Genomic DNA, 24,191 nt, shown 5'->3' on the forward strand with positions numbered 1-24,191 from the left:
CATTATTCGACAGCCAAAATATATGAATAGAGCGGCTGTTTCCCGTCGTGGACTTCAACTTCTACATCTTCAAAAGATTCCTCAATATATGCTGCTAACACGTCAACTTCATCAGATATTGCGTCTTCTCCTTTAATTATGGTGACAATCTCATCTTCTTCTGTCACCATTTGAGCAAGAAGTTCTTTCGCTGCATCCAGTTGATTTTTAGCAGTTAAGATAATTTTTCCATTTAAAAGTCCCATATAATCTCCTTTGGCAATATCGATCCCATCAATTTGAGTATCTCTTACAGCAAAGGTAATCTGGCCACTTTTTACATGCTTGATCGCTTCTAACATCGCTGCTTCATTATCTTCATTTGAAGCCGTTTCATTCAGGGAAAGTAGTGCCGACATCCCTTGAGGGACGGTCTTCGTCGGGATAACAACAACCTCACGCTTTGAGACACTTGCCGCCTGATTAGCTGCCAAGACAATATTAGAATTATTAGGTAAAATAAAGACGGTTTCGGCATGTATGCTATCAATTGCTTTGACAATGTCTTCTGTGCTCGGATTCATCGTTTGCCCACCTTCAATCACGACTGAAGCCCCGATACTTTTAAACAAGTCAGCAATTCCTTCTCCCATTGCGACACAGACGACACCATAACGTTGTTTTTCACGAGTAGCTGTTGCTGGCGTAGCAGGCGCATGATTTCTTTCTTCATTTATGATTGAGCTATGCTGCTCTCTCATGTTCTCTATTTTTATATTGATTAAGCTGCCGTAGCGCTGTGCATATGATAATACTTCACCAGGCTGCTCTGCATGAATATGAACCTTCGCTAACGTATCGTCAGCCACCACAAGGAGTGAATCTCCGAATTGGCTCAGCTCTTCTCTGAATGCATTCTCTTCAAAGGACTGTTTGTCTTCTTCAAACTTCACCATAAATTCTGTACAATAACCAAATTCAATATCCTCTGTATTCATATGGCTTTGTGCGCTTTTATGATGCTCTGCATTCACAAGTTCTTTTAACGTTGGCAAGGAAGCCGTTTTAGGCAATTTCTCTCCTTTTAATGAAGCAAGGAAACCTTCATATACGTAAAGAAGTCCTTTACCGCCACTATCGACAACTCCGACTTCTTTTAATATAGGAAGTAAATCTGGTGTACGCTCAAGTGAAGCTCTTGCCTCGTCAATGGTTAATTCAAGAACACGGTCAATTTGATCTTCTGTCGCTGAAACAGCAACCGCTTTCTTTGCTGCATCCTTTGCAACTGTTAGAATAGTTCCTTCGATTGGTTTCATGACAGCTTTATATGCTGTATCAACACCCGCCTGCAAGGCAAGGGCAAATTCTTTCGCATCAATCGTCTCTTTTTGTTCTATATTTTTACTGAAACCTCTGAAGAGCTGTGACAAGATAACGCCTGAGTTCCCTCTTGCACCCATTAGCAGCCCTCTTGAAAGCGCTATCCCTACTTTACCGATATGATCGGTATTTGTTTCTTCAACTGCTTTTGCCCCTGAAGTCATTGACAAATTCATATTTGTCCCCGTGTCTCCATCTGGCACTGGAAAAACATTTAACGCATCTACAATTTGTGCGTTTTGAGAAAGATGGTATGCACCTGCAAGGATCATCTTTGCAAATGCGCGACCATCAAGATTTCTAATAGACAAAATATTTCCTCCTTACTACGGATTCGTCACTTTTACTCCTTGTACATATATGTTGACTGAGTCAACAGAAAGTCCAATCGTATGATGAATCGTATATTTGACTTTCGTTTGAACGTTATGTGCGACTTCTGATATTTTTGTACCGTAGCTAACAATGGTGTACATATCAATATGAATGCGGTCTTCTTTTTGACGCACAACAACACCCCGGCTGAAGTTCTCTTTGCGGAGAATATCCGTCAAGCCGTCCTTGATTTGATTTTTGGACGCCATGCCGACAATACCATAGCAATCAATTGCAGCGCCTCCTGCCACCATTGCAATAACTTCATTTGATATATCAATTTGTCCGTATTTCGTTCTAAGTTCAATGGACACATCGGTTCCCCCTTTTTGAGAAATTGCCCTGAGTTATCACTATTTTACTATAAGACCCTTCTTTTTAAAAGAAGTCATTCAATCCGACCCAATCCTACTTATACTATAGCCTTGATTTTTTATCAAGTTGTCAAGGTAATTTTCTTGAAAGAGGTTGAAACAATTCTTGCAAACCCTTTGAACCTGTGGTAAATTATTAAAGTATCTTGAGGCATCTCTAAGTACGTATATGAATAATATGATGATGTTTTCGCAGTTAGGAGGGAAACAAATGGCACGTAAATGCGTAATTACAGGCAGAAAAACAAAAGCTGGGAACAACCGTTCTCATGCAATGAATTCAACAAAACGTACATGGGGCGCGAACCTTCAAAAAGTTCGTATTCTAGTGGACGGAAAGCCTAAAAGAGTATATGTATCAGCTCGAGCTTTGAAATCTGGTAAAGTTGAGCGTGTATAAGCAAGAGTAAACGCCTGCTACAATAAAAGTGTAGCAGGCGTTTTTATGTGGAAATAAAGGAGATTACTCATTAATCTTTCTTAAATGAACCAAGCATCGCACGGACAATGCCGCCAAGAAATCTAGGCAGTTTGATTGTATAAAATTTCATTTTGTCCCCCTCCTAAAAGTACCGCTTGCAGCACAATTGAGCTTAATCAGCCACCCACATTGATAGGTTGGTCAATCTTTGCTTCTTATCATTATTAATATGCCTTCATCAAAAGAAAAAGTACCATTTGAGTGGATGAGTTCGTTACTAATACATAGTGTGGAACCAGGCTCAATATGACAATTTTTAAGAGGATATTTAAAACCTTTTAATGTAAGCTTTTCGACATGTGTACCAAATGGAAGAAATGACACATACTGTTTGTCTGGGTCCTGCCTTACTTCATATGTACCCGGTCCGTACATTTGAATGATATTTTGTTTGTCTACGAGTGTGATTTTCTGCTTTTGCTGAATGCCTTGATAAAGGAGATGGATATTTCCTAGAAAATGATCAGCCCTTCCGCCTGTAATTCCATATATTTGAATATGTGCAGGGCGCTGGCGAAAGGCCCATTTAAGCGCAAGTTCTAGGTCAGTTTCATCTTTTTCCGCCTGAAATAAATTGAGGGCAGGCAGTTGTTCTTTCAGTTCACGCAACTCCTTCTCTGTCACACTATCAAAATCACCGAAAGCCCTGTCAGGAACAATGCCATGCTCCAGTAAGAAGATTGTCCCGCGATCAACGCCGACCCAGCATATGTCATTATTTGACGCTTTATTTTCAAGGGGCGGAATGTATTCAAAAGGACCGCCAGCTACGATATGTATGTGCATGATTTACGCTCCTTTCCATCTAAAAAGAACCAAAGATGAGTGCTTTGGTTCTTCTGTCTTTACGCTTCTCGAATCGCCTGAATGGCTTCTGCGCGATTGTCTTTTCCGTATACAGCCGAGCCGGCCACAAGTAAATTGGCGCCTGCTTCTTTACAGCTCTTTGCTGTTTCTACATTGACACCGCCGTCTACTTCAATGAATAAATCAGTCAATCCCTTTTGTTCGCTAAGCGTCTTTACTTCTTTTACTTTCGTTAACACAGATGGAATAAACGCCTGTCCACCAAAGCCAGGATTCACCGTCATGAATAATACAAGGTCTATATCCTCCAGCACATGCTCAATTTGAGAAACAGGTGTGTGCGGATTCAATACAACGCCCGCTTTCGCTCCTTGTTCTTTTATATGCTGAATGGTGCGGTGCAAATGCGGACACGCTTCAACATGTACAGAAATAATGTCAGCTCCTGCTTTTGCAAATGCAGGGATGTAACGGTCTGGCTGCTCAATCATTAAATGAACATCAAGCGGAAGAGTTGTATGAGGTCTAATCGCCTCCACTACATTAGGTCCAAACGTGATATTCGGAACAAACTGGCCGTCCATGACATCAATATGGATATAGTCGGCTCCGCCTTGATCCACATCACGAATGTCTTTCTCCAAGCATGCGAAATCCGCTGATAAAATGGAAGGGGCAATATAAACCATGATTTAGTACCTCGGCTTTCTTTCTTTGATTTCGGTTAAAAACTCTAAATAATGCTGATAACGATACTCTCTGATTTGCTTTTTCTCCACCGCATCTTTTACCGCACAGGCAGGCTCTTTCACATGCAAACAACCTCTAAACTTACAATCTGCACTCCGCTCTCTTATTTCTAAGAAATACAGCCCTAAGTCTTCAGCTTCAATGCCGGTGAATTCTAGTGAGCTAAAGCCAGGGGTATCTGCAATGAGTCCTTCGGCTGTATGAATGAGTTCAACATGTCTTGTCGTATGTTTCCCCCTGCCAAGGTGGGATGAAATATTATTTGTCTTCAGTGCCAAATCAGGACTAATTGCATTTAAAAGCGAGGACTTTCCTACTCCTGATTGACCTGCAAACACAGTAATTTTTTGGTGAAAATGTGGTTTTAGTTGATCAAGTCCGTCACGTTCAATTGTAGATGTTAAGTGAACATCATAACCAATTTGGCGATAGTCTTCAGCAAATGCTTGAATCGTTTCGCGCTCTTTATCTGTTTTTAATAAATCGATTTTCGTTATACAAATGATGGGTTTAATATCATTTGCTTCTACGAGTACAAGAAATCTGTCTAAAAGTGATGGGCTAAAGGCTGGTTCTGTCGCTGAGAAGACAAGCACCGCTTGATCGACATTACTGATCGGAGGACGAACAAGTTCGTTTGTACGCTCTTTCACCTCTAATAAGTAGCCTTCTTTATCATTATCTGCTTGATAGACCACATAGTCTCCGACAAGAGGTGTCACTTTATTTTTTCGAAATATGCCTCTTGCTCTGCACTGAATCACTTTACCACTTTTCTCAGATTCATCTAGCACATAATAAAACCCGCTTAACGCTTTAATAATTTTGCCCTCAGGCATAAAGTCCCTCCTTTATTCATCATCAGGGTATTTAATCGTTTTGGAGCTCACGACTTTATCATCAACCGTCACCTGATAGTATCCTTTTTGACCTGGCTCAATCTTAAACTTAATGGTTCTTTCAGTTGGTGCAGTGATTTTAAAAGTCTCATATACATCAGAAATGCTATGTTCTGCATCGTCAATCGAGATTTGGACATTCATCTCTTGACCTTTCGTTTCTGGTTCATATGGAATTGAGATTTTTTCGGTAACCGTTTTGACTGGTTTTTCTTTTGGTCCAAGGGAGAATGTTATCTTCACCGTATCACCAGGTTTCACAGCGGTTCCAGCCTCTGGTTCCTGCTTCATGACCTCTCCTTTTGGAACATCGTTAGAATACGCTTCTTTTTCGTCTAGCTTTAGTCCGTTATCCTCTAAATAATTAGAAGCTGCCTGTTTACTGTACGTCGTTAAATCCCGTAAAGTAATATCGGCTGGACCTATGCTAACTGTCAAAGTCACTTGTTCATCTGCGGCGACAAGCTCTGTACTTGCTGAAGGTTTTTGATCCATGACTACCCCTGATTCAGTGTCATTATCATTCACTTCCTCCACCACGACTTGTTTAAACCCTTTTTTCTCTAATAATTCTTTTGCTTTATCGACCTTTTCTCCTGTCACATCAGGTAATTCGGTCTTTTCTTTGCCTGAACTTTGGTATAGTTGAATTTCTGTTCCCTCTTTTACTTTCGTGCCGATTTTTGGATCAGTTTTGACGACAAGCCCTTTTTCAATTTTATTATCCGCAATATCAATTGGATCAGAAGCGACAGTAAACCCTGCATTTTTCAAGGTGTCTTCTGCTTTTTCTACTGTCATTCCAGACACATCAACGACTTCGACATCTTTTGGAAAAAGTAAACCCGGAAACACTGTAATGGCTAATACAGTCGCGGCAGTCAGGATAAATAAAATAGAAGCTATAACCCAAGGCCATTTTTTTCGTTTCTTTTTCGGTTTTTGCTCGTTCTTTTCCTTTGGCTTTTGAGCTGGATGTACAGCCGTTCTTTCATTGTCTGGGCTTACTGGATGATCTTTCATAATTGGGATGGCTTTCGTCGCTTCATGATCTTCTTCAATAGTAAATCGCTTTTCTTTGAGTCTTGCAGGATCAAAGGCCGTTTTTAAATCTTTTTGCATTTCAGATGCATCTTCGTATCGATAAAATGGATTTTTGGCCATTGCCTTTAAGATGATGTTCTCCACGCTTTGCGGAACGGATGGATTCCACCTTCTCACAGATGGCGGTTCTGACTGCAAATGCTTTAGTGCTACACTGACGGCTGATTCACCTTCAAATGGCATGCGTCCTGAGATGAGCTCATATAGTACAATGCCAAGTGAATAGATATCCGATTTTTTCGTTGCAAGACCTCCGCGCGCTTGTTCTGGAGATAAATAATGCACAGAACCTAGTACAGAGTTTGTATGAGTGATGGTGGCTGAGCTTAGTGCTATGGCAATCCCAAAATCAGTGACTTTGATGTTCCCCATATTGTCTATTAATATATTGTGAGGCTTTATGTCTCGATGGACGAGCTGTTTTGCGTGGGCTTCTTCCATGGCCGCCACCACTTGTTCCATGATGCGAACGGCTTCTTTTGGATGAAGCGGACCATTGGCGTGTATGTATTCCTTCAGCGTCATCCCCTCGACATATTCCATAACAATATAATAAATATCATCTTCTTCTCCTACATCATAGATACTGACAATATTCGGATGATCTAAGCTTGCCGCTGATTGTGCTTCACGCCTAAATCGCCTAATAAAATCGTCATCACTTGCAAAGTCAAACCGCAAAATTTTAATTGCTACTTCACGATCTAAGATCATATCCTCCGCCAAATAAACGTTTGCCATACCGCCTCCGCCTATGACGCGAAGAATCTGATAACGGCCGCTGATCCTTTTTCCGATCAACACTTGCTGTCACCCTCTTCTGTTTGGGGGGAGATTTCTAACAGTACTGCTGTAATGTTATCTTCACCGCCGTTATCATTCGCTGTTTGAATTAACTCCGTTACTTTTTCATCAGGTGCGATCGTTTGCGTTAAAATATGAATGATATTCTGTTCTTCTACTTTATTAGACAACCCATCAGAGCAAAGTAAAATTTGATCTCCAGGATCGACTTCAAAAGTACGCGCATCAATTTGAACGTACTTATCTGTACCTAATGCTTTTGTCAGTACATTTTTTCTTGGATGATATTCAGCATCTGCTTTCGAGATCTCACCAGTTTTCACAAGCTCGTTGACGAGTGAATGATCGTCTGTTAATTGGGTAAGCGTGCCCTTTCTTAGTAAATAACAGCGGCTGTCACCAATATGAGCAATTGTGACCGTTTGCAAATGAACGAGCGCACAGACAATGGTCGTCCCCATTCCTTGGCACCCGTCATTGGCTCTCGCATGTTCATATACTTGATCATTGATTTCACTAATTTTAGAGATTAACCAGCTTTCTTGATCGGCTGGTTTACTTGGAATTGAAGACGTTTCTTCCCAGTATTCCTTTAAAGAAGAAACTGCCATCTTGCTGGCTACATCACCAGCAAGATGACCTCCCATTCCATCTGCAACAACAGCTAGAACGGTGTCTTCTTTTGCTTCAAAAATACCTGCATCATCTTCATTATGCTGACGGACTTTTCCTGTATCGGTTTGAAAAGCTGCCCTAATCAACATTCGTCACCTCGTCTCTTCCTGACGCTCCTTCGCTCTTAGCTGACCGCAAGCAGCATCAATGTCATGGCCTTGCTCTCGTCTAATCGTTACGTTAATGCCTCGTTCTTTCAACTTTTTTTCAAATAGGAAGATTTGTTCTCTTGGTGTTCTGACATAATCCCTTTCAGGGACATAGTTCACCGGAATCAGGTTCACGTGGCATTTGATTCCTTTTAATAATTCAGCCAGCTCCTCAGCGTGGTGTACTTGGTCATTTACTCCGCCAAATAGTCCGTATTCAAAGCTGACGCGTCTGCCTGTTTTTTGAATGTAATATTTAATGGCTTCCATTAGCTTTGGCAGTTGATACGCTTTGTTGATTGGCATTAGACGGCTTCTGATTTCAGTATTTGGTGCATGCAACGAAACCGCAAAGTTGATTTGCATTTGCTCATCAGCGAATTGATAGATTTTCGGTATGATGCCGCTTGTTGACACGGTAATATGACGTGCACCGATATTTAAACCGTTGTCATGGTTAATAATCTTAAGGAAAGCAAGCATTTCGTCAAAGTTATCAAATGGCTCACCAATTCCCATGATGACAACCGAACTGACTCTTTCGTCTGTTTCATCAAGAGCCTGCTGCACTTTTAATACTTGCGCTACAATTTCGCCTGCTTCAAGGTTTCGTTTCAAGCCGCCAAGTGTAGATGCACAAAATGTACAGCCAATTCTGCATCCAACTTGTGTCGTGACACAAACAGAGTTGCCATAATCATGACGCATGAGCACTGTTTCAATCGTATAACCATCGTGTAATTCAAATAAAAACTTAATCGTTCCATCTTGAGATGTTTGTTTGATCACTGTTTTAAGAGTTGTGATCGCAAACTGTTCCTTTAACTTTTTCCGTAAATCTTTTGATAGGTTAGACATTTGGTCAAAGGATGTGACACGTTTTTCATAAAGCCATTCGAAAATTTGCGCTGCGCGGAAAGGTTTTTCGCCTTGATCTTTTAACCATGCTTTCATTTCGTCAAGCTCAAATGAGTAAATCGACGGCATTTCCGTTTTGAGTTCTTTTCTTACCTTTTGTTTTTGTTCTGTCATTTTTTATCCCTTCTTTTTCATGCTGCAAATAAAGAAACCATCTGTTCCGAAATAGTGAGGAAGGATTTGAACACTTCCATTTTGAACAAACGGAGCAACCTGCTCAGGCAGCCGTTCATTAAGAGATAGATCGGACTGGAAGTCTTGATGTTCTTGTAAAAAAGCATGAATCACTTGTTGATTTTCTGTTGGCTCCATTGTACATGTACTATATACAAGGGTACCGCCTGGTTTCAAAAGCGGGGCTGCTTCATTTAAAATCGCTTGCTGAATATGAGCGAGCCGAGCTGAGTCCTCGGGAGACTTTGTATATTTCATATCTGGTTTTCTTCTAATGACACCAAATCCTGAACACGGTGCATCAATGAGAATACGATCAAATGAGGCTTCTCTATAATGTTCTTTCGCTTTTCTTGCATCAAGTGCCTTTGCTTCAATATGAGTCAGATTCAACCGCTTAGCTGCTTGTTTGATCAGTTTCACTTTGTGCTCATGTAAATCAAGTGAAATGATTTTCCCCTTATCGTTCATTCGCTCTGCAATATGCGTTGATTTACCGCCAGGGGCAGCACAGGCATCCAGTACCATTTCACCAGGCTTAGGGTCCAGAGCTCTTGCTACAAGCATCGAGCTTTCATCTTGAATGGTCACATACCCTTCTTGAAAATAAGAAGTCGATACAATTGAACCTTTCATGAGCTTTAAAGCATCCTCAGATAGGTCTCCAAGTTCTGTTTCAATGCCGGATGACATCAGTTCATTTTGTAAAGTGACTCGATCAGATTTCATTCGGTTGACACGCAATGTTTGTTTTGGCGGCACTAAATGAATGCGGCACATGCTTTCTGCCGTTTCAAATCCATAAGTGTGAACCCACTGCTTTACTAGCCATAATGGGTGGCTTGTCTCAATAGAAAGACGTTCAACTGGGTCTTTGATTGCATCAAAGGTTGGAACTCCCTCTCGTTGCACAGAACGAAGAACACCATTTACAAGAGAAGAAATGCCTGTATGTCCGCGTTTTTTTGTCAGTTCGACTGCTTCATGAATGGCAGCACGATCTGGAATTTTTTCAAGGTATACCATTTGATATAGAGACATACGTAATAACTGCATGACCCATGGGGCAACCTTTTGTGGTTTTTTCACAAATGGCGCTAGCATATAATCAAGTGCCAGCTTATTTTGCAGTGTGCCGTACACGAGTTCAGTTAACAGCGGTTTGTCCTGATCGGCCAGTTCTTTATCTTTCAACACTGACTGCAGAAGTAAATGACTATATGCCTGATGTTGTTCGAGTTTGATTAAAGCGTCAAGCGCTACTTCTCTCACATTACTTTTCTTCATTCATTCGCCCTAATTTCTGTCCAATTTCGATATTCGCCCCTCTTAAAAAGTCTTCACCACTCATTCGTTTCTTTCCAGCTGGCTGAACACTTGTTAATAAAAGGCCTTGTTTATTCCCTGTGCCAATGACTGGCCCTTCTTGCTTAAGCTCAATCACTTTCCCAGGTTCTTCTTGCGCTTTAAGGGGTACTTTTTTTGCTTCCCATACTTTTAAAATGACTCCATTCCATTCAGTATAGGCAACTGGCCATGGATTTAAGCCGCGAACTTGGTTGTATAGTTCTTCTCCAGTTTTCATCCAGTCTAATTTTTCTTGCTCCCTTTTAATGTTTGGAGCATATGTTGCGGCTTCTTCGTTTTGCGGAATTGGAGAGATGGATCGGCGTAGAACATTCGGAATTGTATCCTTTAATAATTTCGCTCCTGCAACACTTAATTTATCGTGCAATGAGCCAACGTTGTCTAATTCATCAATTTCTACTTCTACTTTACTAATCATGTCACCTGCATCCAGCTTTTCTACCATATACATAATCGTTACGCCTGTTTTCTTTTTGCCTTGCAGGATCGCATAGTGGATCGGTGCACCGCCTCTTAACTCTGGGAGCAGTGAAGCATGCACATTGATACAACCAAATTCAGGTTCATCCAGCAATCTCTTTGGCAATATTTGTCCAAATGCGGCTGTTACAATTAAATCTGGCTTTAAAGCGAGCACTTTATCCATTTCTTCATCAAGACGGACCTTTTCAGGCTGCAAAACAGGAATGCCATGTTTCAGCGCCTCAACTTTCACAGGAGGCGGCGTCAGCACTCTTTTTCTGCCTTTTGGACGGTCAGGTTGTGTGACGACCCCTACGACTTCATACTCTTCTGAGATTAGTGTTTGGAGTATTGGTACTGAGAAATCAGGGGTTCCCATAAATACAATACGTGCCATTTTTATCACCCTTCCATTTCCGCAAGTTCTTTTTCTGTATAATATTGAATGATTTTTGATATGAACAATACGCCATCTAAGTGATCTATCTCGTGCAATAAAGCTCTTGCTAAAAAGCCCTCTGCTTCTATTGTAAATGGTTTGCCTTTCTTATCAAAGGCTTTCACCTTGACATAATTTGGCCTTTCAACAGTCCCGTATAAAGCTGGAAAGCTTAGGCAGCCTTCAATATCTGTTTGGCTTCCTTTCACTTCAAGAATCTCGGGATTCACTAAATTGATTCTGCCAGATTCTTCTCCTGTATCTACAACTGCGACTCTTTTTGAAATACCAATTTGCGGAGCAGCTAGTCCGACTCCATCAAGCTCAAGCATTGTATCATACATATCATCAAGCAGTTTTGTTAGCTTTTTATCGAAACAATCTACTGCCTTTGTCTTTGTTTCAAGCACCTCTGCCGGATGTATGACTATTGGTTTTACTGCCACTTAAAGCCCTCCGTTTTACATCATCATATATGGATTCATATCAATTGAAATGATCAGTTGTTTTTGTTCCATTTCTTTTTGATAATGATCTTGTATTTTCCTTAGTAAGCTTGCCAGTTCATTTTCCCTTTTGTATTTTATCACGCATTGATATCGATATCTATCTTTGATCTTAGCAATAGGGGATGCAACTGGACCAAGTATTCTTGTATTCGGCGCACAGTTCTTTTTAAGAAATTGTACAATTTTATCTGTTACATGTGCTGCCTTCGTCACTTCTTCATGAGAAACTGTCACCATCGCCAAGAAATAAAATGGCGGATAGGACTGAAGACGCCGATGCATCATCTCCTGCTCGTAAAAGGCTTCATAGTCATGCTGCTTTGTTAATTCAATGCTATAGTGTGATGGAGTGTAAGATTGAATAATGACTGAACCTGTTTTTTCATGACGCCCGGCCCTTCCGCTGACTTGTGTTAAGAGCTGAAATGTTTTTTCACTTGAACGAAAATCTGGGATATGAAGGGATGTATCAGCACTTAGTACACCGACGAGGGTGACATCTGGGAAATCCAGACCTTTTGCGATCATTTGCGTCCCGAGCAAGATGTCGGCTTCTTTGTTTCCGAATGCCGTCAGAAACTTTTCATGCGCACCTTTTCGAGAGGTCGTATCCACATCCATACGGATGATCCTTGCCTCGGGCAATACCTTCGTTAGCTCTTCTTCTACTCGCTGCGTTCCTGTGCCAAAGTAGCGAATATGTTCACTTTGACATTCTGGACATTTAGCAGGTACTGGGGCTTCATGACCACAATAATGACATTTCAGTCGTTTTTGGTAGCGATGATAGGTCAAAGATATCTCACAATGAGGACATTGCTCGACATATCCGCAATCTCGGCACATAACAAAAGAAGAATACCCCCTTTTATTGAGAAACAGTACCGCTTGCTCTTTCTTTTCAAGAACTTCTTTTAATCGTTTCATCAGTTTTTCCGAGAACATTGATCGGTTTCCGTTTCTTAGTTCTTCTCTCATATCAATTAAGGAAACGTGCGGCAGTTGCTGCTGGTTCACGCGTTGCTTTAGCGTCAGCAATGTGTACACACCTTTTTTCGCACGAGCATATGACTCCAGTGAAGGTGTAGCACTTCCTAATACAACTGGACATTGGTGCCGTCTTGCTCGTTCTATCGCAACATCCCTAGCATGATATCGAGGCATTTCTTCTTGTTTATAGGATGATTCATGCTCCTCATCAATAATAATCATTCCTAGATTGTCAAAAGGGGCAAACACAGCAGACCTTGCACCAACAACAAGCTTGACTTCCTTGCGATGAATTTTACGCCATTCATCATATTTCTCTCCTGTGGAAAGACCGCTGTGGAGAACCGCAACATGTGAACCGAATCGCTCTTTAAAACGTTTCACCATTTGAGGGGTTAAAGAAATTTCGGGAACTAACACGATGGCTTCTTTTCCCTTTTTTAGCACATGATCAATTGTCTGCAAATAAATTTCCGTTTTACCGCTCCCTGTCACCCCATGCAGCAGAAAGGTTTCATACTGATGGTCATTGACTGCTTGATGAATGTGTTTAGCAGCTTCTGCTTGTTCAGTGGTGAGATCGAGTGGGACAGACTGTTTAAACTCATCATGTGCATAAGGGTCTCGATAGAATTCTTCATAGCTTTCTATTAACAAGCCTTCTTGAACGAAAGTTCTAAGCATTTGGGAGCTTGCACCAGTCTGCTCTTTTAAGTCTTTTGCCAAAAAAGTTGTCTCACTGGCTCGAATTAAAAAGGAAAGCAGCGCTTTTTTCTTCACAGCATTTTTCTTTAGTTCTTGCTGCTTTTCTTCGAGTCTTTTCCTAGGTACTGCGATCTGCAGTGTTCGAACCTTTTTCTTACCGGTTTTTTGAGACACATGGTATCTCACTTCTAGATGGCCTTTTTGAACATGTTTTTGAATTAGCTTTAATTCTTCAGGTGGTATGTCAGAATAAGGGATACTTTGCTGCTGACCGAAAAGCTCTTTCAATGACTGCGGAAGTTCTTCATCCGATAGCACCTGAATTTCTTTTTCATATTTCGCCTTCATTGCTGCGGGTAACATCGATTGGAGGGCTGTGATATGATAAGACAATGTTTTTTCCGTCAGCCAGTGGGAAAGCTCCAATAGCTCATCTGTCAAAACAGGGGATAAATCAAATAAATCCACAATGTCCTTGATGTTTCCTGTCTTTACATCTGATACATCCTTTACTCTTGTCACAAACCCCTGAATCTTCCTAGGACCAAAGGGAACAACCACTCTCATGCCCGCTTTAATCATCCCTTTAAAACGATCTGGCACGCGATAATCAAATGGACGATCAATCGCTTTGGTTGTGACATCCACAATGACTTCGGCAAAAATCATGTTCGCTCACTCTCTTGAGGCAATAATTCTTTTGCCTCCTTTAAAATTTCAAAAGCGAGGTCTTTTTTGCTCATCTTCGGTAGCTCTGTTTTTGTGCCATCTGCTTTAATCATTGCTACCACATTTGTGTCGGTGCCAAAGCCTGCACCTTCTGCTGTGACATTGTTGGCCACAATCATATCTAAATGCTTGGATTCAATTTTCTTTTTGGCGTAATACTCCACATCCTGCGTTTCAGCTGCAAAACCGACAAGCACCTGATGTTCTTTTCTTTTGCCTAGCTCTTTTAAAATATCCTTTGTCCGAGTAAATTCAATGTCCAATGTTCCATCTTGCTTTTTCATTTTGTGAGGATATGTTTTCACAGGGGTGTAATCTGCAACCGCCGCTGATTTAATCACAAGGTCGGCTTGTCCATAGACATTTAAAACAGCCTGATACATCTCCTCTGCAGATTCAACTTGCACGACTTTCACATGATCAGGAGCAGTCAATGAGACAGGTCCTGAAATGAGCGTCACATCTGCCCCCATTTGCTGGGCAGCTTCTGCAATCGCATAGCCCATTTTCCCAGAAGAGCGATTTGTAAAGAAACGTACAGGATCAATCACTTCTCTTGTCGGTCCTGCTGTCACAACAACCTTTCTACCTGAAAGCGGCAAATCTTTCGGCTCTTCAAAAAACGCACGCACATGTTCAACAATTTTTTCAGGCTCCTCTAATCTTCCTTTTCCAATGTAACCACAGGCTAAATAACCTTCACTTGGCTCAATAAACCGATATCCATCTTCATATAATGTAGCAATGTTACGCTTTACGGCTGGATGATCGTACATGTGAACATTCATTGCAGGTGCTATCCAAACAGGTGCTGTTGAAGCAAGCAATGTCGTTGTCAGCATATCATCTGCCAGCCCTGCGGCCATTTTACCAATCGTATGTGCTGTCGCAGGCGCAACGAGAATTAGGTCAGCCCAATCGGCTACATCAATATGTGCAATGACTTTTGGATTATTTTCTTTAAAAGTATCCACATATACCTCATGGCGAGAAAGGGCTTGAAAGGTGAGCGGAGAAACAAACTCGCAGGCAGATTCCGTCATGATCACTTTTACATTAGCACCTGCCTGCACGAGTTTACTAGTGAGTGCTGCTGCTTTATATACGGCGATTCCTCCGCTGACGCCGAGCAAAATATTTTTTGACTGTAACATTTGTTTGTCCCCCTTAAACAGGCCTTTTTGACAAATTCGTCTACAATTCAAAAAAGTCAAAACCAATCATAGTTTTGACTTTTTGAACGTATCAATCTCTGCCATGCAGAATCGATGAGACTATTCTTCATCTTCTTTTTCAAATGTCAAAAGACCAGCGTCGATTTCTTCAAGTGCTTTTCCTACATATTTGTAAGACTTTGTGTTTTCAATCTGCTGATCTTGATGGATTTGCATTTCCCGTGCACGGCGTGCAGACACCGTCACAAGCGTATATTTTGAATCGATTTTGTTCATTAATGAGTCAATTGAAGGATCTAACATGGTTTATTCTACCCCCAGCATTTTTTTATATCTCGGTGCGACTCTATCTTTACGCAAATGCTCCGCAAGTACAATCGCTTTAATTCTTTCACAAGCAAGCTCGACATCATCATTTTCCACGACATAATCGTAAGCATCCATCATTTCAATCTCTTCTTTGGCGGCAGCCATACGATTTTGAATAAGTTCTTCAGATTCTGTTCCGCGCGTGATAATACGGTTTTGAAGTTCTGAAAGACTAGGCGGCGCAAGGAAGATAAAAAGACCTTCTGGGAATGCTTCTCTTACTTGAAGCGCACCTTGCACTTCGATTTCTAGGAAAACATCTTTTCCCTCACGAAGTGTCTGTTCAACATAGTCAATCGGAGTGCCGTAATAATTTCCGACATATTCCGCCCATTCTAAAAGCTTTTTGTTTTGAATCATATCTTCAAATTCTTCCCTGGTTTTAAAGAAATAATCAACACCATTTCTTTCACCTTCCCTCGGCTTACGAGTGGTTACAGAAATAGAATATGCAAATTTCGTATCTTCCTGGGAGAAAATAGCTTGTCTGACCGTTCCTTTTCCAACTCCCGAAGGTCCAGAGAGAACGATTAAAAGTCCTCTTTCTTTCATAATGGCGTATTACCCCTGCCCTTCATCTATGATTTCTTCTTTTACAGAAAGTCTTTGCGCGACAGTCTCAGGCTGAACGGCAGATAAGATGACATGGTCACTGTCCATAATGACAACAGCACGGGTTCTTCTTCCGTAAGTAGCATCTATGAGCATGCCTCGATCTCTTGCGTCTTGTATCATTCGTTTAATCGGTGCTGATTCCGGACTGACGATCGAAATCATCCGATTCGCTGAAATGATGTTTCCAAATCCGATATTGATCAATTTTATGGTCATCTTCTTTCGTCCCCCTGTAATATAAACGTCTCTAGTCTCGCCGAAAGAGACGCACTGTAAACAGCATACACAATGACTATTCTATATTTTGCACTTGTTCTTTTATTTTTTCAATAGCGCTTTTCATTTCGACCACCAGCTTTGTCAGATGATGATGGTTTGCTTTTGAACCTATCGTGTTGACTTCTCGATTCAGCTCCTGCACAAGAAAGTCCAGTTTTCGCCCAGCAGCGCCTCCTTGCGTGAGGATTTGCTGAAATTGCTGAAAATGACTTCTTAATCTTGTGATCTCTTCTGTGATGTCACATCTGTCCGCAAAAATGGCAACCTCTGTTACAAGGCGACTCTCATCAATTGCGTCTTGTGTCCATTCTTTTATTCTTTGGCTAAGCCGCTCTTTATACTGATTCACGACATCAGGTGCAAAAACTTCAATTTCCTCGGTAAAGGCTTCGAGCTCAGACAGCCTGAGTTCACAGTCTTTTTGTAACGTTTTTCCCTCTTTATCTCTCATTAGACATAGCTCTAAAACAGCTTCCTCACAAACCTCTTTTAATAAGTCTTCAAGTTGCTTATTGCGGCTGGCTGATTCTTCTACCTGAACGGCTTGTTCGAGTTGAAGCAGGTCATTTGCATGCTGGATGCCTGAAATGTGATAGCGATTCTCGAGGTCTTTTGCGGCTTTCATGTATTCATCAAGCAGCGACCAGTCAATTTGGAGAGACCGGCTTGCTAGTTTACCGCCTTCAATCGTCACAAACAGCTCAATTCTACCACGCTGCACGTGACGAAGAATGATTTTCTTTAACGTATCTTCGAAATAGAGAAGCGGCCTCGGCAAACGGGCATGAACCTCTTTAAAACGGTGATTGACCGATTTTAACTCGACTGACACTGTCATATCTCCATCCGTTCTACTCGCTTGACCGAATCCCGTCATACTGCGTATCATGTCAAAACACCCAATTCTTTCATATTAATAAATGAAAAAGGTAATAGCAGACACTATTACCTCAAAATTATACCATAACGAATTATTTTTTTCTTGTCAAAAGTGATCCTGCCAGTAAAAAAGTTGGCAGTGCGGACATTCCGACGATGAGCAGCCAATCAATGGGTACAATCGCAACTGTTTTGAAAATTGGCTGAAGCGGCGGATAATAAATTACAACAAACATTAGAAGTAGGGATGACAACACAGCTCCAATTAAATACATATTTCCAAATGGATTCCGTTCAAAGATAGACCGCTCACTGCGGCAGTCAAACACATGAATGAGCTGCGCTAGAACAAGCGTACTAAATGCCACTGTCTGTGCATATTGCAGTTCATTAGGGTCACGGTGATAAACAAACATAAACGCTAAGAGCGTTGCAAGACCGATCAAAAATCCCCTTGATACCACCTTCCAGCCAAGTCCTCTAGCAAAGATCCCCTCCTTCATATTGCGAGGTTTTCTCTTCATCACGTCACCTTCCGGCTGATCCATCCCAAGAGCCATAGCCGGCAGACCATCTGTGACAAGGTTTACCCATAATATTTGAATCGGCACAAGCGGAAGCGGCAATGCAAGAAGCATCGCAAACAGCATGACCAAAATTTCTCCAACATTTGAGGCAAGTAAGTAGCGGACAAATTTACGAATGTTTTCATAAATGTTCCGCCCCTCTTTTATAGCTGATTTAATCGTGGCAAAGTTGTCATCAAGTAAAATGAGGGAGGAGGCTTCTTTGGCAACATCTGTTCCGGTCATGCCCATTGATATTCCGATATCTGCTTGTTTAATAGCAGGCGCATCATTGACACCATCTCCTGTCATTGCCACGATATGGCCATTTTTCTGATAGGCTTTGACAATTCTTAGCTTATGCTCAGGAGATACCCTTGCAAAGACATACACATCATCTGCCATCTGCTCAAGCTCTTTGTCACTTAACTGATCTAATGCTTTCCCGTCTAGTACCTTTCCTTGTTTCGGCAAAAGTCTTAAATCCTTCGCAATGGCTTTCGCTGTTTCAATGTGATCTCCAGTAATCATGACCGTTTTAATGCCTGCATCCCGGCACTCTTTGATCGCTCTCCTCACTTCAGGACGAGGAGGATCGATCATGCCTTCTAGACCAATAAACGTTAAATTGCTTTCTGCCTGTTGAAGAGATGATATTTTTTCTGTGAGACCAACCTGCTTATATGCAATGGCAATTGTTCTGAGTGCTTGCTTTGCTAATCCTTGAATTGCGGCTTCCGTTTCTTGTCTATGTGTTTTAGAAAAAGAAACCGTTCGGCCGCCGTGTATGATATGACTGGAGCGATTCATCAAGACATCTGGCGCCCCTTTAGCTATGACGTACCGCTCCTTCTGATTGGTTTCAACGACGACCGACATCATTTTTCTCTCGGAGTCAAAGGGAAACTCTTCTACTATGCGAAATCCCGCTTCAATGAATTGCTCTGTGAAGCCTGCTTTACGGGCCGCTGTTAAAAGCGCCGCTTCTGTTGGATCTCCATCGAGCTTCAACTCTCCATCCTTTTCAATGATAGTTGATGTATTACAAAGCGCCCCGTATAATAATACCTTTTGCAGGCTTGGGTGTTTGTCAACATGAACAAGCTCACCGTTTAATGTGAAATCACCCGCTTGTTCATAGCCTGTGCCCGAAATATGCCAAGTTTTCCCCTCAGCCCAAATATGTGTCACAGTCATTTTATTTTGCGTCATTGTTCCAGTTTTATCTGAGCAAATGATCGATGCACAGCCTAGTGTTTCCACTGCCGGCAGCTTTCTCACAATTGATTTTTGTTTAATCATCCGCTGGACACCTAAGGAGAGTGCAACTGTCACAATGGCTGGCAGTCCTTCTGGTATCGCAGCAACAGCGAGAGAAACACCTGCTAAGAACATGTGATATAGGTCATGTCCTTGAACCACACCAAGAACAACAACGAGGATGGTTAAACATAAGGCAGCGACAATAAGGATTTTCCCAAGCTGTTCGAGGCGTCTTTGTAAAGGGGTTTCCATATTGCCAGCGGCATCTAGCATGCCGGCAATTTGTCCCATGGCCGTATTCATCCCTGTACCGATAACAACCCCGACACCGCTACCTCTTGTGACAAGCGTCCCCATAAAAGCCATGTTGGTCAAATCTCCAAGCGAGACATGATCTCGTGAAAGTGGACTTGCATGTTTGACCGCAGGAATGGATTCACCCGTAAGTGCCGACTCTTCAATTTCAAGACTCTTTGTTTCTAGTAACCTCAAATCCGCCCCAATCCGGTCTCCGCTACTAAACTTGACAATATCTCCTGGCACTAGTTGTTTAGATGGAATTTTTACCCACTCTTTGTTTCTTCTTGCATACACATGTGGGGTTGATAGCTCCTTTAACGCTTGAAGGGATTTTTCTGCCCGTCGTTCTTGATAGAAACCTAGTACACCGTTAATAAGGACAATGGCTACAATGGCCACAGCATCAATATATTCACCTAAAAAAGCAGAAATGACCGTTGCCGCTAGCAAGATCAATACCATAAAGTCTTTAAATTGCGCTAAAAAGAGAACAAAAGCAGATGCCTTTTTCCCTTCCTGCAATTCATTCAGCCCATGCTTTTCAAGCCGCTTTTGTACATCTTCTTCTGACAGTCCGTCACCTATCGATGTATTCATTGTTTTTAATAAATCGGTTTGGTTCAGTTCATGCCAATTCATTTGACCTCGTCCACTCCTCTTTTGTTCTCTCTCATATGCAGTGTTCTATAAGCCAGTTTATTCAGACTCGTCCCAAATCATGCTATAATAATAAGACTGCCTAAAGAACGAGAAAACGTAAGGTTCTTTCAGTAGATTTGTGTGAAAAAAGAGGGTGTATCAAACATGTCATTTGACGGCATTTTTACATACGGTATGACAAATGAATTACAAAAGGCGTTAACAGGTGGAAGAATTTCAAAGATACATCAGCCATATAAACATGAGCTGATCTTCCATATCCGAGCAAACGGACGGAATCACAAGCTGCTCTTATCTGCTCACCCAAGCTATGCACGAGTGCAACTGACCGAGCACCATTACGAAAATCCAAGTGAGCCCCCGATGTTTTGTATGCTTTTACGAAAGCATCTTGAAGGTGGATTCATTGAACGTTTTGAGCAGATTGGGTTAGATCGAATCATTGTTTTGCATGTGAGAAGCCGGAATGAAATCGGTGATGAACAGATGCGGAAACTCTATATTGAAATCATGGGGCGACACAGCAACCTCATTCTTGTCGATGATGAGACAAAGCAAATCATTGACGGACTCAAACATCTGTCTCCTTCTGTTAACAGCTATCGAACCGTGCTTCCAGGTCACGAATACCTACTGCCACCTGCACAGCAAAAATTAAACCCTTTTGATGTGACGAAGGAAGATATCTTAAAACATTTACGCTTTCAAGAAGGGAAAATCACCACTCAAATTGTAGATACCTTCTCTGGTGTTTCCCCGCTCTTTGCAAAAGAAGTCGTCCATAGAGCCGGTCTTGCAAACCAAGAAACGATTCCAACCACACTGCTTGAGATGTTTCAACTCATTCGGACGCTTTCCTTTACACCACAGCTCACGAGGAAAGATGGCAAGGAGTATTTTTACTTATTGGAACTCCAGCATGTAAACGGCGAAATCAAGACATTTGACACTCTAAGTCAACTGCTGGACCGCTTTTATTTTGGAAAAGCTGAAAGAGACAGGGTGAAACAACAAGCAGCTGACCTTGAACGGTTTGTAGTAAATGAAAAGAAAAAGAATGAAAACAAACTGAAAAAACTGATAAAAACCCTTGAAGAATCTCAAAATGCGCACAAGTACCAGCTCTATGGTGAATTGTTAACTGCCAATTTATATGCCATACAAAAAGGCGATAAAGAAGCGACCGTGATCAATTATTATGATGAAGAAAGTAAAGAGATGACCATTCCGCTGAAAACAAGCAAGACCCCTTCTGAAAATGCTCAGGCGTATTTTACAAAATATCAAAAGGCCAAAAACGCCGTTGAGGCTGTACAAGAACAAATTGAACGAACAAAGCAAGAAATTGTTTATTTTGAACAACTCATTCAGCAGCTATCCTCTGCCTCTCCAAAAGATTTAGAGGAAATAAGAGAAGAGCTTATTGAAGGGAGATATTTACGCGCAAAGCAAAAGCGTCACACAAAAAAGAAAAAGCAGACGTCCATTCAGCTTGAAACATATGAATCTTCTCAGGGCATTCTCATTTTGGTCGGAAAAAACAACAAACAAAATGAGTATTTAACCACAAAGGTCGCTGCCCGTGATGACATTTGGCTACACACAAAAGATATCCCAGGATCGCATGTCGTCATACGTCATCAAGCACCTGATGAACAAACTTTGCTAGAAGCTGCACAAATCGCAGCCTATTTTTCAAAGGCAAAAGAGTCAAGCTCGGTTCCCGTCGATTATACGAAAATTCGGCATGTCAAAAAGCCAAACGGAGCAAAACCAGGGTTTGTCACATATGACCACCAACAAACACTGTTTGTCACGCCGGATGAAGATGTCGTGTTAAAGCTGCGAAAATAAAATAAACCGATAAAATCCGGATTAGATTTTATCGGTTTTTTCTTTGTTTTGTTATTCGTTCTTTTCTCTCCATATAAAGTACGTCAAGCGCTTCTATATCTTCGTTTTCAAGCATGGCTTCAATCGTTGTAGCTAGCTGTTTTGTCCGGGCTGGACTTGCACCGCTCGTAGATACTGAAATCGTCACTTTCCCTGCTTTGATTACCTTTGGCATGATCACAGACCCTAGCTCTGACTGGCTCACGCAATTGACAAGTTGATGAGGAAGCGATGTTTTCGCAATCCATTCGTTGACAGCATGATCGTTTGTTGCGGCTACAATGAAAAAAGCCTCTTTCAAGTCTTCAACGTCAACCTTCTTTTTTTTCCAATGAAGCTTATACGTATCAATTAAACGCGCCATTTCAGCACAAATTTCAGGACTGATCACGGTGATATCGCAAGGCTCAGCGCATATGGCATTTACTCTCCTTGCCGCAATCGTTCCGCCCCCGATAATCAGCACTTTTTTGTTCGATAAATCAAGATGGATTGGAAGCATGTCTATCTCCTCGAAAACGAAAAGCATCTTCTTTGTTTAATATCGTTTCTTTGATGCGCTCAATATATGCAGCCTTGACATGCGGGTGGAATCCAATATATCTACACACATGGATATTTTGCAGGCGTTTTCTGACCTTGCTCGCCTCTCTTTCAATCTCTTTCATTAAAATCCCCGTAAACAGAAGATAAGGAACGATATACACAGGCGTATCATGATCAGCGGTTAACTGCGCCAACACATCTCGATAATTTGGCTCACATGCCGTAATGAAACATGGGAAAACTTCCGCATGTGGAAGCATGTTTCGAACGTCGTCTGCAATCCCGCATACATCCCGCTTCACATCAGGATCAGAGCTCCCGCGACCAATTAGGAGGATTTGCGCCCTCTCACCTCGGTAACCCGCTTCCTCTATTCTCGCCACAACTGCTTTTGTGACCTCTTGGTTCACACCGATCGGTTTTCCATATGTTATTTGCACATGCGGAAATCGCTGCTTTCCCTTTTCAATTTCGATCGGTATATCTGATTTGGCATGCATGGCGGTTAACAGGAGGAGCGGGACAATTGCAATGTGTGTTGCTCCTTTTTTCACACAAGCTTCAAACCCTTCTTCAATGGAAGGCTTCGTCAGCTCCAAAAAACAAATTTCTTGTATATCTGCTTCAACAAGAGGCATACAGCTTCTCATAAAGGAAATGGCTTTATCCTGTGCTTCTTTTACCCTGCTTCCATGCCCAACATATAGTACAGCTTGTTTCATTTGACTCCTCCTTGCCACCGCGTTGTGATCAGACGAAAAGACACGATAGATGTACGTGTCTTTCCCATTAGATATCATTTCTCAATGAGTTTCGGCTCAAACCAGTTTAGCTTTTGATGAAAATGAACCACATCTCCTACAACAATCAAACTAGGGTGCTCGATCCCTTCTTTTTCAACTGTTTCAGATAGAGACGCTACTGTACAGCAAGTGGTCTCCTGACGAGTCGTTGTTCCCCAGTGAATAAAAGCAGCCGGTGTTTCGGGGTCTCGCCCATTTTTCAAAAGAAGCCGCTGCACTTTGTCGACATTTTTGACCCCCATGTAAATGACAAGGGTATCAATGCCAGTGGCTAGCGCCTCCCATTTCTCTTCAAAATGCTCATCCTTCTGATAATGTCCCGTGACAAAGGCGACATTCGAACTATACTCACGGTGCGTGACAGGTATACCCGCATAAGCAGCCGCTGCAATACCTGATGTAATGCCAGGCACTACCTCATATGGTATACGGTGTTCAGCTAAGCACTCTATTTCTTCACCACCCCGTCCAAATACAAAGGGGTCGCCGCCTTTTAGACGAACGACAACTTTTCCCTCCTTTGCATGGGCAACAAGCGCATCATTAATGGCTTCCTGTCTCATCGTATGATGATTTGGGAGCTTTCCGCAATAGATCAATTCTGCGTCATGTTTGGCATGGGCGAGAATGTCTTCATTGACAAGACGATCATATAAAATGACATCTGCCTCTTGTATCGCCTTATGGGCCTTCAATGTAATTAACTCTGGGTCACCCGGTCCGGCACCAACAATGTATACTTTCCCCATCGCATGTTCTCTCCCTGCCA

General features: G+C 41.8%; 24 protein-coding genes. 2 read left to right on the forward strand and 22 right to left on the reverse strand.

What is annotated here, in order from left to right:
• Positions 1–2: 2 nt before the first annotated feature.
• A complete protein-coding gene (locus ACIQCE_RS01845; protein WP_400493349.1) occupies positions 3–1,673 on the reverse strand; it encodes a DAK2 domain-containing protein in 1,671 nt (556 codons plus the stop codon).
• Positions 1,674–1,688: 15 nt separating this feature from the next.
• Entirely contained in the window at positions 1,689–2,051 is a 363-nt protein-coding gene (locus ACIQCE_RS01850) for an Asp23/Gls24 family envelope stress response protein (protein WP_400493350.1), read from the reverse strand.
• A 271-nt stretch (positions 2,052–2,322) separates the two neighbouring features.
• On the opposite strand from ACIQCE_RS01850, the gene rpmB reads away from it, so the two are divergent.
• A complete protein-coding gene (gene rpmB, locus ACIQCE_RS01855) occupies positions 2,323–2,511 on the forward strand; it encodes a 50S ribosomal protein L28 (RefSeq protein WP_003212514.1) in 189 nt (62 codons plus the stop codon).
• 70 nt (positions 2,512–2,581) lie between these two features.
• On the opposite strand, the gene spoVM is transcribed toward rpmB, so the two are convergent.
• From spoVM to ACIQCE_RS01940, 17 genes are all read right to left on the reverse strand, one after another.
• The gene (gene spoVM, locus ACIQCE_RS01860) at positions 2,582–2,662 is read right to left on the reverse strand and encodes a stage V sporulation protein SpoVM (RefSeq protein ID WP_008354550.1); all 81 of its coding nucleotides are present in this window, start codon (positions 2,660–2,662) and stop codon (positions 2,582–2,584) included.
• Positions 2,663–2,733: 71 nt separating this feature from the next.
• Positions 2,734–3,378 carry a thiamine diphosphokinase gene (locus ACIQCE_RS01865; RefSeq protein ID WP_400493351.1) on the reverse strand — a complete coding sequence of 215 codons (645 nt, stop codon included), beginning with the start codon at positions 3,376–3,378 and terminating at the stop codon, positions 2,734–2,736.
• 59 nt (positions 3,379–3,437) lie between these two features.
• On the reverse strand, positions 3,438–4,088 hold the full coding sequence (rpe, locus tag ACIQCE_RS01870) for a ribulose-phosphate 3-epimerase (RefSeq protein WP_400493352.1): 651 nt from the start codon (positions 4,086–4,088) through the stop codon (positions 3,438–3,440).
• A gap of 3 nt (positions 4,089–4,091) precedes the next feature.
• Positions 4,092–4,988 carry a ribosome small subunit-dependent GTPase A gene (gene rsgA, locus ACIQCE_RS01875; protein ID WP_400493353.1) on the reverse strand — a complete coding sequence of 299 codons (897 nt, stop codon included), beginning with the start codon at positions 4,986–4,988 and terminating at the stop codon, positions 4,092–4,094.
• Positions 4,989–5,000: 12 nt separating this feature from the next.
• Positions 5,001–6,956, reverse strand: coding sequence for a Stk1 family PASTA domain-containing Ser/Thr kinase (gene pknB / locus ACIQCE_RS01880; RefSeq protein WP_400493354.1), 1,956 nt, complete (start codon positions 6,954–6,956; stop codon positions 5,001–5,003).
• On the reverse strand, positions 6,950–7,720 hold the full coding sequence (locus tag ACIQCE_RS01885) for a Stp1/IreP family PP2C-type Ser/Thr phosphatase (RefSeq protein ID WP_400493355.1): 771 nt from the start codon (positions 7,718–7,720) through the stop codon (positions 6,950–6,952). The genes pknB and ACIQCE_RS01885 overlap by 7 nt, the downstream gene beginning before the upstream one ends.
• 3 nt (positions 7,721–7,723) lie before the next feature.
• On the reverse strand, positions 7,724–8,812 hold the full coding sequence (gene rlmN / locus ACIQCE_RS01890; protein WP_353855798.1) for a dual-specificity RNA methyltransferase RlmN: 1,089 nt from the start codon (positions 8,810–8,812) through the stop codon (positions 7,724–7,726).
• A gap of 3 nt (positions 8,813–8,815) precedes the next feature.
• Entirely contained in the window at positions 8,816–10,159 is a 1,344-nt protein-coding gene (rsmB, locus tag ACIQCE_RS01895; protein WP_400493356.1) for a 16S rRNA (cytosine(967)-C(5))-methyltransferase RsmB, read from the reverse strand.
• Complete coding sequence (gene fmt / locus ACIQCE_RS01900; RefSeq protein WP_400493357.1) at positions 10,146–11,099, reverse strand: methionyl-tRNA formyltransferase; 954 nt, start codon at positions 11,097–11,099, stop codon at positions 10,146–10,148. Before fmt ends, rsmB begins: the two co-directional genes overlap by 14 nt.
• A gap of 5 nt (positions 11,100–11,104) precedes the next feature.
• A complete protein-coding gene (def, locus tag ACIQCE_RS01905) occupies positions 11,105–11,587 on the reverse strand; it encodes a peptide deformylase (protein WP_400493358.1) in 483 nt (160 codons plus the stop codon).
• A 15-nt stretch (positions 11,588–11,602) separates the two neighbouring features.
• Positions 11,603–14,014: a primosomal protein N' gene (gene priA, locus ACIQCE_RS01910; protein WP_400493359.1), complete on the reverse strand. Its 2,412-nt coding sequence runs from the start codon at positions 14,012–14,014 to the stop codon at positions 11,603–11,605.
• Positions 14,011–15,228, reverse strand: a complete 1,218-nt coding sequence (gene coaBC / locus ACIQCE_RS01915) for a bifunctional phosphopantothenoylcysteine decarboxylase/phosphopantothenate--cysteine ligase CoaBC (RefSeq protein WP_400493361.1) — start codon at positions 15,226–15,228, stop codon at positions 14,011–14,013. Before coaBC ends, priA begins: the two co-directional genes overlap by 4 nt.
• Before the next feature lie 120 nt (positions 15,229–15,348).
• The gene (gene rpoZ / locus ACIQCE_RS01920; RefSeq protein ID WP_353855804.1) at positions 15,349–15,552 is read right to left on the reverse strand and encodes a DNA-directed RNA polymerase subunit omega; all 204 of its coding nucleotides are present in this window, start codon (positions 15,550–15,552) and stop codon (positions 15,349–15,351) included.
• A gap of 3 nt (positions 15,553–15,555) precedes the next feature.
• Entirely contained in the window at positions 15,556–16,170 is a 615-nt protein-coding gene (gmk, locus tag ACIQCE_RS01925; RefSeq protein WP_400493362.1) for a guanylate kinase, read from the reverse strand.
• 9 nt (positions 16,171–16,179) lie between these two features.
• Positions 16,180–16,449: an extracellular matrix/biofilm regulator RemA gene (gene remA, locus ACIQCE_RS01930; RefSeq protein WP_008344898.1), complete on the reverse strand. Its 270-nt coding sequence runs from the start codon at positions 16,447–16,449 to the stop codon at positions 16,180–16,182.
• A gap of 76 nt (positions 16,450–16,525) precedes the next feature.
• Positions 16,526–17,401, reverse strand: coding sequence for a YicC/YloC family endoribonuclease (locus tag ACIQCE_RS01935; protein ID WP_400493363.1), 876 nt, complete (start codon positions 17,399–17,401; stop codon positions 16,526–16,528).
• 82 nt (positions 17,402–17,483) lie between these two features.
• A complete protein-coding gene (locus tag ACIQCE_RS01940) occupies positions 17,484–20,159 on the reverse strand; it encodes a calcium-translocating P-type ATPase, SERCA-type (RefSeq protein WP_400493365.1) in 2,676 nt (891 codons plus the stop codon).
• Positions 20,160–20,324: 165 nt separating this feature from the next.
• Here ACIQCE_RS01940 and ACIQCE_RS01945 point away from each other — a divergent pair, with 165 nt between their 5' ends.
• Positions 20,325–22,034, forward strand: a complete 1,710-nt coding sequence (locus ACIQCE_RS01945; RefSeq protein ID WP_400493366.1) for an Rqc2 family fibronectin-binding protein — start codon at positions 20,325–20,327, stop codon at positions 22,032–22,034.
• A gap of 28 nt (positions 22,035–22,062) precedes the next feature.
• On the opposite strand, the gene ACIQCE_RS01950 is transcribed toward ACIQCE_RS01945, so the two are convergent.
• From ACIQCE_RS01950 to cobA, 3 genes are all read right to left on the reverse strand, one after another.
• Positions 22,063–22,575, reverse strand: coding sequence for a precorrin-2 dehydrogenase/sirohydrochlorin ferrochelatase family protein (locus tag ACIQCE_RS01950; RefSeq protein WP_400493367.1), 513 nt, complete (start codon positions 22,573–22,575; stop codon positions 22,063–22,065).
• The gene (locus ACIQCE_RS01955) at positions 22,556–23,341 is read right to left on the reverse strand and encodes a sirohydrochlorin chelatase (RefSeq protein ID WP_400493368.1); all 786 of its coding nucleotides are present in this window, start codon (positions 23,339–23,341) and stop codon (positions 22,556–22,558) included. Before ACIQCE_RS01955 ends, ACIQCE_RS01950 begins: the two co-directional genes overlap by 20 nt.
• A gap of 74 nt (positions 23,342–23,415) precedes the next feature.
• Complete coding sequence (gene cobA / locus ACIQCE_RS01960) at positions 23,416–24,171, reverse strand: uroporphyrinogen-III C-methyltransferase (protein WP_400493369.1); 756 nt, start codon at positions 24,169–24,171, stop codon at positions 23,416–23,418.
• Positions 24,172–24,191: the final 20 nt, after the last annotated feature.

It is taken from the genome of Bacillus sp. NPDC093026 (assembly GCF_044754665.1).
Classification (GTDB): domain Bacteria; phylum Bacillota; class Bacilli; order Bacillales; family Bacillaceae; genus Bacillus; species Bacillus maqinnsis.

Coding starts and splice junctions, on each gene's coding strand:
- ACIQCE_RS01885 (WP_400493355.1), bottom strand. CDS start 7,720: ATGTTGATTAGGGCAGCTTTTCAAACCGATACAGGAAAAGTCCGTCAG.
- rsmB (WP_400493356.1), bottom strand. CDS start 10,159: ATGAAGAAAAGTAATGTGAGAGAAGTAGCGCTTGACGCTTTAATCAAA.
- rlmN (WP_353855798.1), bottom strand. CDS start 8,812: ATGACAGAACAAAAACAAAAGGTAAGAAAAGAACTCAAAACGGAAATG.
- ACIQCE_RS01955 (WP_400493368.1), bottom strand. CDS start 23,341: ATGAAACAAGCTGTACTATATGTTGGGCATGGAAGCAGGGTAAAAGAA.
- rpmB (WP_003212514.1), top strand. CDS start 2,323: ATGGCACGTAAATGCGTAATTACAGGCAGAAAAACAAAAGCTGGGAAC.
- spoVM (WP_008354550.1), bottom strand. CDS start 2,662: ATGAAATTTTATACAATCAAACTGCCTAGATTTCTTGGCGGCATTGTC.
- cobA (WP_400493369.1), bottom strand. CDS start 24,171: ATGGGGAAAGTATACATTGTTGGTGCCGGACCGGGTGACCCAGAGTTA.
- ACIQCE_RS01950 (WP_400493367.1), bottom strand. CDS start 22,575: ATGCTTCCAATCCATCTTGATTTATCGAACAAAAAAGTGCTGATTATC.
- remA (WP_008344898.1), bottom strand. CDS start 16,449: ATGACCATAAAATTGATCAATATCGGATTTGGAAACATCATTTCAGCG.
- coaBC (WP_400493361.1), bottom strand. CDS start 15,228: ATGTTACAGTCAAAAAATATTTTGCTCGGCGTCAGCGGAGGAATCGCC.
- rpe (WP_400493352.1), bottom strand. CDS start 4,088: ATGGTTTATATTGCCCCTTCCATTTTATCAGCGGATTTCGCATGCTTG.
- ACIQCE_RS01865 (WP_400493351.1), bottom strand. CDS start 3,378: ATGCACATACATATCGTAGCTGGCGGTCCTTTTGAATACATTCCGCCC.
- rpoZ (WP_353855804.1), bottom strand. CDS start 15,552: ATGTTAGATCCTTCAATTGACTCATTAATGAACAAAATCGATTCAAAA.
- priA (WP_400493359.1), bottom strand. CDS start 14,014: ATGATTTTTGCCGAAGTCATTGTGGATGTCACAACCAAAGCGATTGAT.
- ACIQCE_RS01945 (WP_400493366.1), top strand. CDS start 20,325: ATGTCATTTGACGGCATTTTTACATACGGTATGACAAATGAATTACAA.
- fmt (WP_400493357.1), bottom strand. CDS start 11,099: ATGGCACGTATTGTATTTATGGGAACCCCTGATTTCTCAGTACCAATA.
- gmk (WP_400493362.1), bottom strand. CDS start 16,170: ATGAAAGAAAGAGGACTTTTAATCGTTCTCTCTGGACCTTCGGGAGTT.
- rsgA (WP_400493353.1), bottom strand. CDS start 4,988: ATGCCTGAGGGCAAAATTATTAAAGCGTTAAGCGGGTTTTATTATGTG.
- ACIQCE_RS01940 (WP_400493365.1), bottom strand. CDS start 20,159: ATGAATTGGCATGAACTGAACCAAACCGATTTATTAAAAACAATGAAT.
- ACIQCE_RS01935 (WP_400493363.1), bottom strand. CDS start 17,401: ATGATACGCAGTATGACGGGATTCGGTCAAGCGAGTAGAACGGATGGA.